Consider the following 1029-nt stretch of genomic DNA (forward strand, 5'->3'; position numbering starts at 1 on the left):
CGTTTATTATCGGCGATTTTATGCAAGATATTGCGTAATTCTTGACGATTTTGGTCAAATTCCTGTGTGACCTCACGCTGTAAATCCAGCTCTTTCTGAACTTTGTCTTTGTCAAAGTTATTACTCAGGCATCGATATTCATGAGAATATTATTATCAAAAATCAACCTTTATTTATGACGTTTTATATATTTTCTATAATAAGGATTTTCTACCGGAGAGTCGGTTCGATTACCATTCTGATCAATATAACGCCCATTTTCATCTACCAGATATTTTGCTGGTGGCTGCGCATATCCATTCCTTGGATAAACCACTACTCTACTGCCCGTATATCCATTTACTTCAAGCTGCTTTTGATATCTAGACACATCGGTGCTACAACCACATAATACAATAAATCCAGTTACATATAAGATTTTTGAATAATATTTCATTTCACTTCCTCTTTGCCTTAATTTATAGACACTAAAGAATTAGAAACCTTTTCTTTTCATGCACTCTGTTAATTTGGGACCATATACATTCACTTGCCATTCTTGCATTTCTTTTGACCCAGAAGATTCAGTCTTAGGTCGCGGAAGTGACGCTGCAAGCTTATCCATACATTCATCATAAGCTTTGTTTTCTTTTTTAGAAATATGTGATCCCCCATTCCAAAACCTTATACTTGATTCATAACATCCTAACAATGAAGTACAAAGAAAACATATTAATAAAATTTGAATTTTATATTTCATAAATTTACTCTTAATTAGTTTTACTTGGTTTAACCAAAACAGGTGAAGATGGGTTATCTTTATTTAAATTATGATTGTTTCCTTTTTCCCATATTTCGTTAAATTGTTTTCGATAAGGATTTTTAGTTGTTTTATCTCCAATTAAATTTCCATTTACATCTATATTTCTCCCCTTCTCATCTATTAATATTTCTTTAGGCACTTCTCTAAAATAACTACTGTGCGAATACATAAACGGTTTATCTTCTACACCACCTGTAGGTGGATTACCTCCTATTGTATACTGACTA

The 1029-nt window shown here is 32.3% G+C and carries 2 protein-coding genes and 1 pseudogene; all 3 read right to left on the minus strand.

The genetic code is table 11. The features are described from left to right. Positions 1-169: 169 nt before the first annotated feature. Positions 170-436: a hypothetical protein gene (locus J3U67_RS08275; RefSeq protein WP_267391621.1), complete on the minus strand. Its 267-nt coding sequence runs from the start codon at positions 434-436 to the stop codon at positions 170-172. A gap of 39 nt (positions 437-475) precedes the next feature. Further along, entirely contained in the window at positions 476-739 is a 264-nt protein-coding gene (locus tag J3U67_RS08280) for a hypothetical protein (protein WP_267391622.1), read from the minus strand. A 10-nt stretch (positions 740-749) separates the two neighbouring features. After that, positions 750-1029 (minus strand): annotated as a pseudogene (locus J3U67_RS08285) (hypothetical protein); the annotation flags it as partial.

It is taken from the genome of Snodgrassella sp. B3837, from assembly GCF_026535955.1.
Taxonomy (GTDB): Bacteria; Pseudomonadota; Gammaproteobacteria; order Burkholderiales; family Neisseriaceae; genus Snodgrassella; species Snodgrassella alvi_E.